Origin of the sequence: Paenibacillus jepli (assembly GCF_047238105.1) — a bacterium.
Classification (GTDB): Bacteria; Bacillota; Bacilli; order Paenibacillales; family Paenibacillaceae; genus Paenibacillus_D.
The window spans coordinates 4,584,343-4,600,183 of the sequence record NZ_JBDFMD010000001.1 but is presented as its reverse complement, the minus strand read 5'-3'; the positions used below and the strand labels follow the sequence as shown (position 1 = coordinate 4,600,183).

Sequence of the window (15,841 nt, the reverse complement as noted above, 5' to 3'; positions counted from 1 at the left end):
TTAAATGAAGTCGTTTATTGTTAGACATACGATTACATTATAGCCAGCGGCGGTTGCGGGGGCACATGGCGAAATGCGGCGGAAATATGGAGAGATGTAGTTTTTCTTATGCAAAAAACGAACGTCTCCCACGGAGCCAAACTCCTGTGGTAAAGTATTATACAGAAACATGCATACAATACAAAAAAGGAGCTGATCGACAGCCATGACAGTCGAAACTGTAAAATGGGGCATCTTTGGTCCCGGCACGATCTCCAAGAAGTTCGCCACGGACCTGAAGTTCGCCGCAGGCGCCGAGCTGCTGGCGGTAGGCGGCCGCAACTCGGATAAAGCCGAAGCATTTGCCAAAGCGTTCAACATTCCCCGCGCTTACGGAAGCATCGAGGAACTGGCTGATGACCCTGATGTCCAGGTCGTCTATATCGGCACCCTCCATCCGGTACATAAAGATAATGCACTCATCCTGCTTCGCGCCGGTAAAGGCGTCCTCTGTGAAAAACCGTTTACGATGAATGAAAACGAAGCGGCGGAGATGATCCAGGTCGCCAAAGAAAACAACGCGTTCCTGATGGAGGCGATGTGGACGCGCTTCCTGCCGCCGATCGTTAAAGTGAGAGAGTGGCTGGCAGATGAGCGGATCGGCGAAGTGCGGATGCTTAAAGCCGACTTCGGCTTCAACATCGGGTGGCAGCCCGAGAGCCGGCTGCTGGATCCGGCCAAGGGCGGCGGCGCGTTGCTGGACGCCGGCATCTACCCCGTCTCCTTCGCTTCGATGATCTTCGGCGGGCAGCCGAAGTCAATCCAGAGTGTGGCCAGCATCGGCAAGACCGGTGTCGACGAACAGTTCTCCCTGCTCTTCGAATACGAAGGCGGCCGCTCAGCCGTACTGAACAGCGCCGTCCAGTTAGGGATGGTGAACGACGCTTACATCTATGGCACGAAGGGTCATATCCATATCCCGAACTTTCTGTTCGGCAAGTCGGCAGCCCTCCATGTGAGCGGACAAGACCCTGAGCACTTCAACGACGGCCGCGAGATGCAAGGCTACAACTTCGAGGCGGAAGCCGTCATGGAGGCGATCCGTGCGGGCAAGCTGGAGTCGGATGTGATGCCGCAAGCGGAGACGCAGGCAATCATGGGTACGCTAGATGCGATCCGCGCCCAGTGGGGATTGCGCTACGAAGCTGACCGCAACGCTTAAGAAATGCCAAGGGCCGAGGGGGAATTCCCCTCGCCCTCTCTTTTTGTACGGATTCACCATAAGCGGAAAGTGAGATGACAACGATGGATTTCATTAAACGCGGCATCACCGGCTTTGCAGATCCCGGACGGCGGCTGACGCCCCTGCATGCCAACTCGTTCCTGGCGTTTGTGCACAGTACCGCTCCCGGACGGATCGTGCTGACCTGGGAGGATATCGATCTGACCGGCAAAAACTATTATTGGTTCCTTGTAACGTTCGGCGAAGAGGAGTGGAGCTTCTTCCTGAATGCCTACTACCCGCTTGCCGCGATCCGGCGGGAATCTCCCAAAAGCCGCTTCGGTTACTTCACGGAAGCCGAACTGGACGTCCACTATCCAGACCGGACGCAGATCGACTACACCTTGCTTAGCCGCGAGATGCTGGAGGAGCTTCTGACGCCTGAGGCGATGAGCCGGCTGGATGCGGCCGAGCTGAAGCAGGCGCGTTACTGGCAGCCCCGCTCTGTCGAGGATCTGGTGTTCAATAACTGGGATTGAGCCGACACCAGCAGCTCACGCATCGCGCGGGTCTGTCGTGTGAATCGCTAGGCCTGCCATCCCCAGTACGCCAAAGCTGACAAATGCCGCGGTATACGACGTGGCATTGATAAGTGCGCCTGCAGCCATGCTGCCCCCGAACTGCCCGGCTCCGAGCATAAGGAAAGACAGACTGATGCCGAACGCGGTGTGACGAGGGAAGCAGCGGATGCCCCAGACGATAAAAACGCCGGTCAAGAAAATATAAGCGGCTCCGAACATAATCGACGACAGGAAAGCAACGATCATCCCCGGGACGGTGATCCCGCAAATGGAAAGCATCAACACAAGCATCCCATATCGGTAGGCCGCCCCCTGGCCGAGACGTTCCAGCACAGCGCCCGCAAAGCCCCCGAAAATTCCGGATATTCCCATGACCAGCCAAAGCACAGCTGCACTGTCGTCCGAGAAGCCGTGTCCCGCCTGCCACATGCTCCGGCCAAAGGTCCAATAGATGGAGGAAGCCGCTCCTACCATAAATGAAGCTCCGATCAGCGCGCCGCCCCATCGCCATACATGTCTCGGCAGACCTGGGGCCGGTTGGTTCTCTATGGCTTGAGATCGAGGCAATACTCTCCACTGCAGGAGTATCGCTACCACCCCCAGCACGGCAAATCCGAAGTAAGCATAACGCCATTGCGCGCTCATAAAATAGCCCAGCGGGCCGAGGAGGACCATTCCCCAGCCTGTGCCGCTATTGACCCAGGCATTGCCACGCTCTCGCTGTTCAGGTTGCAGAGCAGTCTGGACCATATGGCCATAGGCGGGGGAAGCCCAACCCGAGCTTAAGCCTGTCAATGCGAGTCCGGCAGCCAGGCTGTACCCTTGCTCTGCAGTTCCGATCAGCACAAACCCGGCCAGTACACAGCAGCCCGCCAGCTGCAGCGTGGCTCGCGAGCCAAGCCATCGTACAAGCGTCGCGGCACTGAGGAGAGCAAGACAATAGCCTGCATAAGCAGAGGAGGCGATTAACCCGGCGTTTGCTGCGGAGAGGTTCAAGGCTGTAGTAATCTCAGGCAAAAACAGACCGAAGCTGAACCTTCCCAGCGCATAAGTGATGGCGATGAATAGTGTGCCGGTAAATACAATGCGTTTCATGCGCACCCTCCTTAATAGATAGAACGATCATTATATTAAACAGCAAGGTGGAACGGCTGTCGCCGTTTACAGACGAAGCCAGTCTTGCTTCATACCACTCTTAACGCATTTCACTCCGGATTAATCTCCTATCGGAAATAAAAGATTTGCCATGCGTTCCAACTGTTCGCCCACTTTATGCGATCCCGCCGTCTCTGCCAAAGCAGTGGCTCCTTCCATCAACAGCATGGCTTGCAGCGTCTGAGCCTCCGATAGATCAGCATCCAGCTGCTGAATCCACTTCGAGAGCGCTTGCTTATGCTGGTCTACGGCCAACACAATCATGTGACCGGGATCGCCGCCGTATTCTTCTCTGGCTCGTAAAAACATACATCCCCGTTGTTCCTGTTGCTCGAGCCACAGCGCATGCGCACGACACAGCCTTCTCAGAACATGTCCCTCCTTTGCGCCCTGCTCAAGCTGCCGCAGAAGATACGTCAAGTACCTCGATTCCCGTCTGCTCAATACAGCTAGGATCAGGTCCTCCTTCGAAGCAAAATGATTATAGAGCGTCATCATGGCGATGCCCGACTCGGACACAATTCGTTTGATACCGATCGCATGAAATCCATTCTGATAAAACAACCGCTCTGCCGTCGTCAGCAGGATTTCTTTTTTTTGGCTCATGACTACCCTCCATAAGATAGAACGATCACTTTACTCACCGTAACAAAGAGCACCGCTCTGCGCAAGATGGCTGCGACAAACAACCGGAACCTTCCGCATCTGCGGTGATTCCGGTTGCTATCATATCATTATTGCCACCACGAGCTTACCACATCCACTGTCCGCATGCTTTGCCCGCCACCTTGGCGTGAGCGCCGACGGATGGGTCCAGATAATCCTCCATACCGCCGAATTGCAGTCCAGTATTGGCAGGATCGGTAAAGTCCACGCTGAGCGGTCCCAGATTGGCGCCTCCCGTGACGCCATGGCTGAAGCAGTCGCCGGAGCGGGACAGCTCATAGCCGACATCTACGCCCACGGGCCCGATATTAGCGCCGATGCTGGCCCCCGCCGACAAGCCGCTGTCCGCCAGATCCTGGAACGGATTCATCTCCAGCCCTGCCCCCGCACCGAAGCCCAGCTCACCGCAGACGGACATGCCGTCCGAGGTGAAGCAGAGCTGCGCGCCGCCTCCGGCGCCTGCGTAGGCGCTCGCGCCTACGCAGAACAACCCGCACGGGTCACGCAGCTGCACCGGATTGTTGTTAACGTAGGCGTACAGATTGCCTTGCCCGCTCTGGAACAGCATTGGGTCTAATGCCGTCCAACGGCCGGAGTGCGGATCGTAATCGCGCTGCCCGAACCGGACAAGTCCTGTCGCCGGATCCTCCAGACCGCCTGCAAAGCCGACCACCAGCTCGAATTCCGGTGTTGTATCATCGAGCTTGACGCCGAAGGCGTCATAGGCAAGCCGTTTGACAACATTGCCTTCTCCGTCCAATACCAGTAGAGGCGTCCCAACGCCATCCGTGATCACCTCATAGAGCTCGCCGCCGCGCTCCAGTCCGATCAACAAGCCGTTATCATCATAGATATAGAGCGACACTTCGCCATCCGGCGCGATAACCGCAGTCGGCAGCAGCTGTGCGAAGGGATTGCCGTACATATAACGAATCTTGCCCATCCCGTCTGTGCGAGACACCATCCGCCCCAGCCCGTCGTAGGCATAGCGGATCGTCTCACTGCCAACAGTCGCCGCCAGCAGCTCTCCATGCGCTCCGTAGACGAACGTATCACCGCCTCGTGCACCCAGATAGCCTGCCTCGTCGAACGTATAGGCTGTACCGCCCACCGATAACAACCGGTTATATTCATCGTAGGTTGACACCTGACTCGAGCCTGCCCCATTCTCCGCGTTTGTGCGATTGCGGTTGTCGTCGTACGCATAGCGTTCGGTCCGGCTGCCGCCGTCCGCCGCCGTATAGAGGAGCTCGGTCAACTGACCGCTCTCATCGTACGTGTAATGATAAGATGAAGTACCATCCCCCGTTTCGACCTCCTTACTCTCCAGCAAACCCCGCACGTTATAGGTGTAGCTTACACGGTACACGACGGTATCCTGCAGCAAATAGACGGCTTCCTTGTAGCGTCCCAGCTCGTCATACTCGATCATCGTCCGCAGCGCGCCGCCTTCGCGTGCACTCACCCGGCCCCCGGGACCCCGTCGCACGAAGCTGAAGGGACCGAATGCGGTCAATCGACCGTCCAAATCCCAATCCAGCAACGTCTCGTGCAGAGATGGACCGTCAGGAAGCGTCATCCCAATGGCCGTCAGCCGCGATCCTGCGTCATAGGCGTACATGAAGCTGCCGTTGGCTTCACCTGACCATTCAGCCGACAGCATATCTGCCCCATCGTAGCTGTATTCGATCGACTGCTCCGCTGCTCCTACAGCCTCATAGCTTTCGATCCGGCTTACCCGGTCCGTGTGATCATCATAGCTGTACGAGCGGATGATGTCCGCGTCTCGCATCGCCTCCAGACGTCCGCCGGCATCATAATCAAAAGCGATCGCCCGTCCCCCGGGCAGCTGCACTTCTTGCAGATGACCGCCAGGCCCATAACTTCGCCGTGCAGGGACGCCTCCATCTGTTGCCCCTTCAAAACCGGTCAGACGGCCAGCCGCATCATAGCTGAGCGTATAATCGCCGCCCCCCGGGAGCGTCACACCGACTAGCTGCCCCGCCTCGTCGAATTGCTTGCTATATCGTCCGCCCCCGACCTGCTCCAGCGCCGTAAATCGGCCCGCATCATCATACGTGTAGCGCTTGATCTGGCCGGCCGCATCCGTCACCACTACTTCAGATACATCATCATCGTACTCATACGTCCATCGCTGATCAGCCTGACCGATCTCAGCGAGCCTCCCCCGTTCATCATAGGCTAATCGCAACGGCGCAAGACCTTCCTCTGTCAATTCGACTGTACGTCCCCAGTCGTCCAGGCGCGTAACGCTCACATGTCCTTCCGCGCTGGTCTCCGTATAGGTCTGCTCCGCGTCATTGTATACAATTGTGCGTACAGCTCCGTTGAGGGTTTGAGTTATCGTATACTCCGTTACGGATATCGGATCATCTTGCTGCGCCAGCGTGACCTCACGCGTCTCTTTGTATTCGATCTTGCGTCCGTCCGGCGTCTGCTGCACGTATTGCTCCAGCACAGGCGCGCGCAGGCCGAAGCGCGGATCGGGTCCCAGCTTCTTGATCAGCTGTGTGCCATCCGGGTACTCGATCGTCTGGCTGCCATCAGCCCATGTTTCCGACCTGATAACCGCGCCGTTCGGATCTTCGTTGACCGCGACTCTTGTACCATCTTCGGACCGGGTGACGGTATACGTGTACAGCGCACCGTCCGCCTTCGTATGCACGATCCGGTAGCCTTTTTGCACCGACTCTCGCGCCAGTGTCTGCCGCTCGCCCGCTGCATTTTCCGCAGCCACAAGCAGTCCCAATGCATCGTACTCGTATTGACTGGCATATCCGCCGGGAGCGGTAAAGCCCGAGAGCAGCCCGCCATCGTCATAGTCTATCGTATACGCGGCCCCCGTTGGGATTTCCACCCGGACCAGCCGTCCCTCGTCGTTTACTTCCAGCTGCATCTGGCTGCCGTCGGCTGCCACAATCGCCCGCGGCTGCCCTGCTGCGTCACGCTCGATCGTGAGCGAGCTGCCGTATCGGTCCTCCACGCGAGTGAGACGGCCCTCGGCATCGTAACCGAACGTATGCAACCGCACCCCGGTAATCGTGTGCCTCGTCTCGCGGTGCAAGCCTGTTGCAGGATCGAATTCGTACCCCCATTGGCCGCTGCCGTCTGTCAAGGTACTGAAGGCGCCGCCCGCCCGGGTGTCCGGCACAAGCCGCTGCAGCAACTGCGAGTTACTCGTCATCGGCAGTCCGCCTCCGTACTGCATATAGATGTTGCCTTCCGGAGAGACACCACGTATGTCATTTTCATCAAACCGGTATTCTGCCCTGTATTTGACACCGATGTCGTAGAACACCCCGCCCGTCGTGAGCTTCAGTAACCGGGTCTGCCGAGCGGAACGATCCATAAAGTACAGATTGCCGTCGTAGTCGGCATGGAACTGCAGGGACAGGAAGTCAGGCTGCTGAGATACATGCATGCCATGCTCCAGCGGGACGCCGCCTTGATGCGCCTTGACAAGCAGTGTGATCTTGCCGTCCGGCGTAATCTTCCGCACGCGGGTGCCCCAGCGAAAATCCATGACATAAATAATATCGTCCGCCCCGATTACAAATTTGTCAACGATACCGAGCGCACGGGGTGTCAGATCTCCATTGTCCACGCCGTGCACGCCTAGCCCATCGCCTAGCTTGGCGACACGCCCGTCCAAGCCGAGCTTGAATAAACTGTTGCGGCTCAGGAAATATAACGTTCCGTCGCTGCTTGCCGCCATTCCGTCAAGAAAATTGATATCACCCTCCAATGGATCAGAGCCGTCCTCGGGCCATACACTGCCTCCTCCGACGATGTGCTCCCACTGGGCAGAGCCCGGAGACAGTCTCCATATCCGTGCCCTGGATAGACTCGGCTGGTGAAACTCGCCGAGGAATACAGTGCCGTCTCCGGCAACTGCCAGATGGAGCACCATACTGGCACCTTCAGGCAGCGAGCTGAATACCTCGATTTCACTACCCGGCTTCCGCCTCAGCAGCTTCGTCTCTGTCCGTCCCGTTGCCCCTTCCTCCCGCCACTCAGCGATGATATATTCGCTCCCATCCGGGCCAAAGGCGAGTACGGTATTTGTGAGCACTGGAGTTCCGGGCACGCGGTACACAAGCTCGGTTTTGTATTCTGCCGCCTTGTTACTCAGCTTGCCGCCATCGCCTGTATACACATCCAGTGAAGCGCGTTCCAGGCGATGATGCGGCGATAGACTCCAGCCTCCGATCCCTCCCTCGCGGTACGGATCGAAAGGAGCCTCCACAAACCCGCTCCAGCTGCGAGACAGGTCGATCTTCGGAATATTCCGCTCGGCCCCGATCATCACTCCTCGCCCGATTTGACCAAAGCTTTGCGAGAAGGCTGACGGGGACGCATAGTACTGCAGTGGATACTCGTATGCGATGGATACGTTATATAAGGCCTGGCCTGTCATAGCACGTCCATAGGCGTCTTTGCCGTCCCATGTGAACTGATGCTTCAGATTCGGCTTCGGATCAAACGTATGCTTCCAGCTTCGTCCTGCCACTTCGATGGTCAGGTACACCTTTTGGATGGAACGCGGCAGCACCGCCGGCGTGACCGGAATATCCAGCGTACTGCCCAGCTTATAGCCCTCAGTGCGCATGCTTGAATAATGAAGGCTCATACCTGTGCCGGGCAGCGGGATCACCTGTCCGAGGCTCTGGTCCTGGCAGCCGATGATCGAGCCCTGCTGTCTGCAGGGGTCGTCTACATCGGGCCGGTCGTCATTGGGACCGTCTTCTGGCGGTCCCTCGGCGCCTTCGGGCGGACCGTACGGCCAATTGCAGTCCCAAGGCGTAAAATGCTCGATGGGCGAACGCCACACAGTAGCGCCCGGCTCGTACAGCTCGGCGAGCTTCGTCCGTTCGCTCTCATCCAGGCCGAGTGCGACTAGCGTACTGTCATCGTCAGCGACGCCATCGCCATCGGTATCCACCAGGGCCAGGCCGTTCTCCACACCGACGATGCCGATGACAAGACCGTTGTCGGAAGGAATCCACACTGCGCGAGTACGGTCATAGTAGCCGATTGGCACGATCTCGCCGACAGGAAATTGCAGGTAGTTGTCCACATACAGATAAAGCGGCTGATTGAAGCGCACCTCTTCCGCTCCGGCCGCCACGGCCTCGTCTGCCGACAGCTCGACCGCATAGGTGTACCCTACAAACGCCGGCAGATCGCCCGGCATCGCAGCCTCTCCCGTCTCTCCGACTGTATACTCGGTCGCACGGAAATCCATGCTCGCCAGCTGTGTCCGCGTACCGTCCGCCATTACAAGCTCGGCAGATGTTCCCTCCGGCACGATCAGCGTCGCCTGACGCGTACCGTCAGCATCACTGACGACACTGCCCCTGGCGGCTTGCACCTCACTGCTGCCAGCCAGTTCAACGGTTGTCACCTGGCTGTCGTACGGGATCAAGACAACCTCCGGCAGCAGACTGTATTGGCCCGGTTGAACGTCGATCTTACGCTGCACAGGCAAATAGTGATCCTTCTCGAACGCGACGATAAACGTCGACGCGCCGTTCACGACCAGATCATACGCCCCGTCGCCGCGGCTGAGTGTGCTGCCATACTGCGCATTGTTAAGAATGGACACCCGGACGCCCGACAACGGTGCTCCGTCCCGATCCAGCACGCTGCCCTTCAACACTGCCGCCGCTTGCTCCCGGATCACAGCCGGGTCCAGCCCAGTCTGTACCGGCTGGTCGCCGCTGTACAAAAACTCTACTGTCGAAGCGAACGGTGCCGTACCCGCGACCGGCAACGGCGGTGCTGTATCCGCCGGATCCGGCGGAATCTCTCCGCTGGAAGGCCTGGTCGGCGTGGCACTCGCCTGCTCGGAGCGCTCCGACTCGTGTCCAGCCTCGTCATATGCAGTCACGGCGAATAGATACGTGGTGCCATTCGTCAGATCTGTGGCGACGTGTTCGGTCACCAGTCCCGCATCGGTTGGAGCCGACCAGGACGTGCCACCGTCAATCGAGCTGTACACGCGATAGCCCGCCAGATCCTCTTCCTCGCTCGCTGTCCACTGCAGTGTCACCATGCGGTCGCCCGCCTGAGCGCGGAGTCCTGTAGGCGCTGCCGGCGCTGGATCATCCGGGTCAGGATCACCAGGATCGCCGGGGTTACCGGGGTTACCGGGGTTACCGGGGTTACCGGGGTTACCGGGGGTGACGGGGGTGACGGGGTTACCGGGGGTGACGGGGGTGACGGGGATTTCCGGTTGACTTGGGACGCCAGGGTCGGTTGGACCCCCCGGCTCCTCCTCCTGCCCATCAGACCCAGGGGGCTGTGCTTGCTTCTCCTGCCATTGCTGGGCGCGATTGGCCATGACAGCGCTCTCCACACGCGTGATCAGACGACTGCCGCCAAACGTACCGTCGGGATAACCCGTCATAATCCCGGCCGCCGCCAGTGCCTCTATATGCGTGCGTGCCCATTCCGGAAGATCCATCCAATCCGAATACAAGACCGATCCGACTGTAGGCCCCACACTAGTCGGCGCCTGCAGCGCCCGGTTCAGCATCGCGGCAGCCTCCTGCCTTGCCACAGCCTGGTTCGGCCGGAATGTACCGTCCGGATACCCCGTCACCATGCCGCGCCGCCGTGCTTCGTTGATCTCCTCCGCATACCATTCTTGTGCGACATCAGAGAATAATGAATCGGCTTGTGGAGTCGGCGAGCCCGTGGGCTGAGATCCCCCGATCTGCCCGATCTCATCCCCGAACAAACGCACAAGCCATGCCGTCATTTCCGCTCGTGTCAGCTCTCGCTCGGGCCTGAAGGTACCGTCGGGATATCCCAGCACGACGCCTCGTTGCTTCAACGCTTCGATATGCTCAGCCGCCCAATCGGGGAGGGTCTCCGCGCCCGTCCCTCCCGATTGCTGGGCATGGACCCGCGGTTCCAACTGGCCTGGCCAGACTGGCCACGCGATCAGCAGGGCCAACCACAAGGCCATCACTCGTTTTATGCTCTGCTTATTCAATTGAGCTTCTCCTCCTGTCAAAGTTTGGTATGTATTGCAGCCTATATTCATTATAAAGAACAAGTTTGTCAGCTTTTAAGTGGCTTCAGATGGATAATATGAAGACATTTCCAGTTGCCTTCGAATTAAAAAAAGAGCATACAGACCCTTGTCACTTTTTTAGCACGTCCACCTACCCACGAACACGCGACTATAGTAGGAATCCGTCTCACCTACAAACCAACACCTTTAAAATGAATCTATTTGCTTTTGTAGATAAATCGCTCACTATTATGAAAAAATCAAAAAAAAGCGGTGCAAGGACTGAACCCTGCACCGCCATTTGTGACGCAAGCAGACGACGCTTCCTGTAGCAAGCACCGGCCTTAACTTACGTCTTCCTTAAAGCTCAATCACAATACGCGAAGTGCCTGCAGCAGCGCTCAGCTTGACACCCTCTGCGCTCTCTGCCGACTCGGCGCCGTCCACAGATGCTATGCCAGCGATGTTACGCAGCACGACGTTCCAAGGCTTGGTTGCCCCTTCGACAGTGACGACGATCTGCGAGCCGTTGCGCTCAGCCTTAGCCGTCAATTGCAGCTCCACCTTCGTGCTGTAGACAAGCTCCGTCGCCGAAGCGCCGTCCGCCAGCTCGAACAAGTGCAGCGATACGCCATCGGCGTAGTCATAGTCCGGACGCTGGTCATTGGCGCCAACAGCGATCAGGCTGTTCGGACGAGCCAGGAACGGCAGCGTCATGTAGCCGTGGTTCTCTTTGACCCAGCGTCCGCCCTCGATCACATCGCCGGTGATGAAGTTGGTCCAGCGGCCTTCCGGCACATAGTACTGCACGTCGCCAACCTCATTGAAGATCGGCGCCACGAGCAAACGCTCGCCCAGCATGTACTGGCGGTCCAGTTGATGAGTCGTCGGATCCTCAGGGAACTCCAGCACCATCGCCCGCATCATCGGTACGCCCACGGTGGACGATTCGACCGCACTGGCGAACAGATGCGGCATCAGGCTGCTCTTGAGCTTGGTGAAGCTCCGGAGCACATCGACCGCCTCGTCTCCGAACAGCCATGGCACCCGGTACGAATTGTTCCCGTGCAGCCGGCTGTGCGAGGACAGCATGCCGAACGCGACCCAGCGCTTGTAGATATCCGGCGGCGCCGTACTCTCGAAGCCGCTGATGTCGTGGCTCCAGAAGCCAAAGCCGGAGAGGCCGAGCGACAGACCGCCGCGCATCGATTCCGCCATCGAATCATAGTTGGCCGAGCAGTCGCCGCCCCAATGTACCGGGAACTGTTGACCGCCCGCAGTCGCGGAACGTGCGAAGAGCATCGCTTCATTTTTGCCGAGCTTCTCTTCCAGCACTTCAAAAACCGCTTTATTGTACAATTGCGTGTAATAATTATGCATTTTTTGCGGATCGGAACCGTCATGATAGACGACATTGGTCGGGATGCGCTCGCCAAAGTCGGTCTTGAAGCTGTCCACACCCATGTCGACGAGACGGCGCAGGTAGTTCTTGTACCATTCGGTCGCATCCGGGTTGGTGAAGTCAACCAGGCCCATGCCCGCTTGCCACAGATCCCACTGCCATACGTCGCCTTCCGGTGTCTTCACGAGATAACCGTTCTCCATACCCTCTTGGAACAATGGAGATTTCTGCCCGATATAGGAGTTGATCCAGACGCAGATCTTGAGACCGCGGTCCTTCAGACGCTGCAGCATGCCCTGCGGGTCCGGGAAAACAGCCGGGTCCCACTCGAAATCACACCACTGGTACTCGCGCATCCAGAAGCAGTCGAAGTGGAAGACATGCAGCGGCAGCTCGCGCTCCGCCATCCCGTCGATGAAACTGTTAACCGTTTCCTCATCGTAGTTGGTAGTAAATGATGTCGTCAGCCACAAACCGAACGACCAGGCTGGCGGCAGACCAGGCTTGCCGGTAAGTGCCGTATAGTTCGCCAACACTTCTTTCGGCGTGGCGCCTCCGATGATGTAATATTCCAGTCCCTCGCCGGGTACGCTAAATTGAACTTTGGAGACGACCTCGGAGCCGATCTCGAAGCTGACTTTTTCGGGATGATTGACGAATACGCCGTAACCGTTGCTGGACAAATAGAACGGCACGTTCTTGTAAGCCTGCTCGCTGCTTGTGCCGCCGTCTTCATTCCAGATATCGACAACCTGGCCATTCTTCACGAATGGCGTGAAACGCTCGCCAAGACCGTAGATGCTCTCGCCCACGCCCAAGTTCAGCTGCTCGCGGAAATAGACTCCACTGTCCGCTGTCTTGATATGGCCTGCCCCACGGTGGCCTGTACGGGTCAGCGGCTTGCCTTGATAGGTGAATTCAGCGCCCCAGGCGCTTGTGCCGACGCGGACACTCAGGTCGCCGCTGGTCAGGACCGCATGCTCTTCCTGCTGCTCGACCGTCACTTGATGACTGGTATCGTGAGCCAGTTCAAACTCGGGCCCCCGCTTGCGCTTACCCGCATGATGCGTATATTTTACTTTGATGACATTCGGGATCGGGGAGCTGAACTCGGCGTTCAGCAGTGCTGCATTCAGCGTGTCGCCCTTGCGCACCACATTTTTGGTTGCTGCATGCAGAGAGAGCTTGTCCTCGCTGACGATGGTGTCACGCACTTCAACCGGATGCTGGATGGAAACGCCTTCACGCATTTGCCAATAACCGTCTGAAAATTTCACTTCGTATCCCTCCGTTTCGTATAGTACAATTATATTGAACATTGTGCCCAAAAAACTTTATTGATTTTGCTATTTTATATCACTATTTTGACCTTTGAAAAGACGGAACCTCAGGATCAAACTTTAAAACTTTTGAACATGTCCCGCAAACGAACAAGCTGGTCCAATCATGCTGCGTCTTTCACCAGCCGCTGTCGCATCCCTATATCTTGCCAAAAGGAGGTGCTCCTTATGAATAAGGAACAGCTTAAGGAGAAACGGCTGCACGGCGATCCGCTGTATCCCGCCAATCTGTACGACTATGCCCCCATCGGTTCAGAGCCGCTTATGGAGTTGCACTGGCATATCGAGCTAGAGCTGCTGCTGGTGACGTCGGGCTCGGCTACCTTCCGGGTCGGCATCCAGGAATATCAGGTGAAGGCCGGCGAAGCGCTGTTCATCAACAGCGGCGAGCTGCACGAGGCCTTGGAAGCCAGCGGCTGCGCATTCCGAGCGCTCGTCTTCCATCCGGATCTCATCCGCAGCGCCGCTGACGACACCCTGCAGGTGCAGTATCTCGATCCGCTGCTTCAGGGGCGCCACCGCGCACCGGTTCATATGCGAGGCGATGCGGCTGGACACCGCGACATACTGGAGCTATTGGAGCGGCTGCTGCAGCTCCACGAAGAGAAGCCCCTCGCTTACGAGCTGATGGCCAAAGGTATGCTGCTGCTGATCCTCTCTCTGCTCTATCAGCAAGGCGAGCCGGCCGCCGACCGCACCCGTGTCGCCGCCGACCAGTACAAGATGGAGCGGCTCAAGCAGGCGATCGGCTATATTCAGACCCATTATGGCGAAGCGGTTCGCCTGCGGGACATGGCCGCTTCGGTGTCGATGAGCGAGGCTTACTTTTGCCGCTTCTTCAAGGACATGACGAGCCGCAATCCCGTCGATTACCTGAACCAGTACCGGATGCAAAAGGCCGCCCATCTGATCCGCACCACGGATGCCAAAATGACCGACATCGCGATGGATGTCGGCTTCAATCATCTCAGCTATTTTATCGGCGTCTTCAAGCAGCATTACGGCTGTACGCCATCGGTGTACCGTAAAGCGGCAGGGGAGCTCTTGGAAACTACTCTTCGTGTGGATTGAAAACATAAAGTATTTTGTGTATAATTTACGTATAAATTACGGAAAAATACCGTAATATAGCAAAGGAGCCGTGCGTCAACACGACTCCCGAGCAATAGCCGCTTGTAAGGGCGGTGGGCTTGTAAAGGGTTTACGCGCAGGAATAGACCGCTACCTTTGGGGAGGGCGGTTTATTTCTTGTTGTGGAATGACAGGATCAGCACAACCAATGCCGCAAATGAAATCATCAGCGTCAATGTTTGATAGATCTCCACTGGCATCACCTCCCTTCACAGGGGGATCAGCCTACCGCCCACGCAAGCCCTTCTATTACTCTACCAAATTATAACACCGTACATTCCTATAGGCAACATGCGTTCGCTTCTCTAATCCCTTACCACGAGTATGCCCGCGGTCCTTCCGCGCCCGGTCCAGGGAAGATCTCATCCAGGCGATCCAGCGTCTGCTGGTCGAATTCGATATCGACAACGCGCAGCGAGGATTCGAACTGCTCCAGCGTCCGCGGTCCGATGATCGGCGCGGTCATCGCCGGGTTGACCAGCGTCCAGGCCAGCGCCACATTGGCCTCGTGCTCGCCCATCTCCTTGCACACCTTCTCGAACTGCTCCAGTTGGCTCCGATAGCGCTTGACGCCGTCCGGGTTGTTTGCGCGGCGCGAGCCTTCGACCGGCTTCAGCGCATTGCCGCTCAGCAGACCGCCGTCCAGCGGACTCCAGGCGATGACGCCAATACCGTGCTCCTCAGCGGCTGGCAGCACCTCCAGCTCCGGCAGCCGGCACAGCAGGCTGTATTTGTGCTGCTCGGAGACCAGACCCTGCATGCCCCGGGCTTTTGCTTCGTACTGCGCCTTGACCAGATCGCGGGCGCCGAAGTTGCTCGACCCTATGTAGCCGACCTTGCCCTGGTTGATTGCCACTTGATATGCGCCCCACAGCTCATCCCAGCCTACCACGCGGTCATTATGATGCATCTGGTACAGCTCGATATGATCGGTCTGCAGCCGCCGCAGCGAGGCGTCGAGATGACGGCGCAGCTTGTAGGCGCTCAGTCCGCTGTCACTGTTCGGTCCGTCGGCTTCATCCTTCATGTCGCCATAGAATTTGGTAGCCAGGACTACCTTCTCGCGTCTGCCGCCGCCCTGGGCGAACCAGCGGCCGATGATCTCCTCGGTCAGGCCGGGGTTTTCGCGACCGTACACATTGGCGGTATCAAAAAAATTGACCCCTGCGTCAATCGCCGCATCCATGATGCGAAACGCTTCCTTCTCGTCCGTCTCCACGCCAAAATTCATCGTTCCCAAACAGAGCTTGCTTACCTTCAGTCCGCTTTTGCCCAAATACGTGAACTTCATGAATTGTTACCTCCCAGACGATTATTGTTGAA

At 57.7% G+C, this 15,841-nt stretch carries 9 protein-coding genes; 3 read left to right on the top strand and 6 right to left on the bottom strand.

The genetic code is table 11. The features are described 5' to 3' along the window. Window positions 1-205 precede the first annotated feature (205 nt). Both ABC336_RS19880 and ABC336_RS19875 read left to right on the top strand, forming a co-directional pair. Window positions 206-1,201: a Gfo/Idh/MocA family protein gene (locus tag ABC336_RS19880; RefSeq protein WP_413240297.1), complete on the top strand. Its 996-nt coding sequence runs from the start codon at window positions 206-208 to the stop codon at window positions 1,199-1,201. 83 nt (window positions 1,202-1,284) lie between these two features. Then, window positions 1,285-1,740 (top strand): hypothetical protein, encoded by a 456-nt coding sequence (locus ABC336_RS19875; protein ID WP_413240296.1) that lies wholly within the window; start codon window positions 1,285-1,287, stop codon window positions 1,738-1,740. Window positions 1,741-1,755: 15 nt separating this feature from the next. On the opposite strand, the gene ABC336_RS19870 is transcribed toward ABC336_RS19875, so the two are convergent. The 4 genes from ABC336_RS19870 to yicI form a co-directional block, all read right to left on the bottom strand. Beyond that, window positions 1,756-2,877 (bottom strand): MFS transporter, encoded by a 1,122-nt coding sequence (locus tag ABC336_RS19870; RefSeq protein ID WP_413240295.1) that lies wholly within the window; start codon window positions 2,875-2,877, stop codon window positions 1,756-1,758. Window positions 2,878-2,997: 120 nt separating this feature from the next. Continuing rightward, window positions 2,998-3,543: a TetR/AcrR family transcriptional regulator gene (locus tag ABC336_RS19865; RefSeq protein WP_413240294.1), complete on the bottom strand. Its 546-nt coding sequence runs from the start codon at window positions 3,541-3,543 to the stop codon at window positions 2,998-3,000. A gap of 145 nt (window positions 3,544-3,688) precedes the next feature. Continuing rightward, window positions 3,689-10,624, bottom strand: a complete 6,936-nt coding sequence (locus tag ABC336_RS19860) for an S-layer homology domain-containing protein (protein ID WP_413240293.1) — start codon at window positions 10,622-10,624, stop codon at window positions 3,689-3,691. 381 nt (window positions 10,625-11,005) lie between these two features. Beyond that, entirely contained in the window at window positions 11,006-13,324 is a 2,319-nt protein-coding gene (gene yicI / locus ABC336_RS19855; protein ID WP_413240292.1) for an alpha-xylosidase, read from the bottom strand. Window positions 13,325-13,555: 231 nt separating this feature from the next. Between yicI and ABC336_RS19850 the strand changes: the two genes are divergently transcribed. Then, window positions 13,556-14,458 (top strand): helix-turn-helix transcriptional regulator, encoded by a 903-nt coding sequence (locus ABC336_RS19850; protein ID WP_413240291.1) that lies wholly within the window; start codon window positions 13,556-13,558, stop codon window positions 14,456-14,458. Window positions 14,459-14,628: 170 nt separating this feature from the next. Here ABC336_RS19850 and ABC336_RS19845 read toward each other — a convergent pair whose 3' ends face one another. Both ABC336_RS19845 and ABC336_RS19840 read right to left on the bottom strand, forming a co-directional pair. Next, window positions 14,629-14,718 (bottom strand): putative holin-like toxin, encoded by a 90-nt coding sequence (locus ABC336_RS19845; protein WP_413240290.1) that lies wholly within the window; start codon window positions 14,716-14,718, stop codon window positions 14,629-14,631. A gap of 113 nt (window positions 14,719-14,831) precedes the next feature. Beyond that, window positions 14,832-15,809 carry an aldo/keto reductase gene (locus tag ABC336_RS19840; protein WP_413240289.1) on the bottom strand — a complete coding sequence of 326 codons (978 nt, stop codon included), beginning with the start codon at window positions 15,807-15,809 and terminating at the stop codon, window positions 14,832-14,834. Window positions 15,810-15,841: the final 32 nt, after the last annotated feature.

Excerpts from the sequence above, each read along its gene's own strand:
- ABC336_RS19870 (WP_413240295.1), bottom strand. The coding sequence starts at position 2,877 with ATGAAACGCATTGTATTTACCGGCACACTATTCATCGCCATCACTTAT.
- ABC336_RS19845 (WP_413240290.1), bottom strand. The coding sequence starts at position 14,718 with ATGCCAGTGGAGATCTATCAAACATTGACGCTGATGATTTCATTTGCG.
- ABC336_RS19840 (WP_413240289.1), bottom strand. The coding sequence starts at position 15,809 with ATGAAGTTCACGTATTTGGGCAAAAGCGGACTGAAGGTAAGCAAGCTC.
- ABC336_RS19875 (WP_413240296.1), top strand. The coding sequence starts at position 1,285 with ATGGATTTCATTAAACGCGGCATCACCGGCTTTGCAGATCCCGGACGG.
- ABC336_RS19865 (WP_413240294.1), bottom strand. The coding sequence starts at position 3,543 with ATGAGCCAAAAAAAAGAAATCCTGCTGACGACGGCAGAGCGGTTGTTT.
- ABC336_RS19850 (WP_413240291.1), top strand. The coding sequence starts at position 13,556 with ATGAATAAGGAACAGCTTAAGGAGAAACGGCTGCACGGCGATCCGCTG.
- ABC336_RS19880 (WP_413240297.1), top strand. The coding sequence starts at position 206 with ATGACAGTCGAAACTGTAAAATGGGGCATCTTTGGTCCCGGCACGATC.